General features: G+C 22.3%; 1 protein-coding gene. It reads right to left on the bottom strand.

The window, feature by feature from the left end:
- The coding region (locus ACF91D_RS30910; RefSeq protein ID WP_392438579.1) for a low temperature requirement protein A at positions 1–846 on the bottom strand (846 nt) is incomplete at both ends.

Here is an 846-nt window from a genome sequence, read left to right as displayed (position 1 = left end):
CTTGGTAGAGTTTAAAATATTACTATAATGCTTAGTATTAAAAAGTAATAGAATTAAATACATTACAAAAGAAATAATATATAAATAATGGTAGTTAAATGAAGAAAAATGATTTTGCTGTATTTCTTCATTCATAACTAAAAACATTATATCTATAAAGTATAGAAGGAATAAATGTATATATAAAGTGAAAAAACCTGTTCTTCTTTTTTCTTCTTTTTCTGTGTATTTATAGTGCAAGGTATATAAAATAAATAGAGATACCAATAACACAAACATTACTATATACACTGGTTTTAATGAGAAAACACTAATATCACTTGCAATAAATATTAAACCTTCACCAAACATCAATATTACAAATAAACTTAATCGTTCACTCAAATGATCAAAATAAACTGGGTATCTTTTTGCTTGCTTTTGAAAGAACAAAGGTACTATAGATGCTACTGTTACAGCAATTAAAAATATTAAAACATTTGAGCTATCATTAATGAATAAAGCAAAAATTGAAATTAAAGATGCTAATATAAGACTTAATACATATGGTAAAATGAGTCTTATATCAAACCTTTCTTTATTAATAATATAGTTTAATATATATTGCGTAGCAATACTTAAAAATAGAAATATTGTAATTAGAACACCGGGTGTGAAAGTTGATTGAAAATCTGAATTAATAGCCTTTGAAAGTAATATTATTAAAAACATATCAATAAATACAAATGCATATTGATACCATTTTTTATTAAAAAATCTATTAACTAATAATGTTCTATATACCCATATAGCTACAAAGATAAGAAAAAGCATAAAATTTTTAAGTAAACTTTCAATTGATAAAAC

Source organism: Staphylococcus sp. 231237_7MaSpsaltlick, from assembly GCF_043107035.1.
Note: the sequence above shows the minus strand (reverse complement) of the source record. Positions and strands in the feature narration are given on the sequence as shown.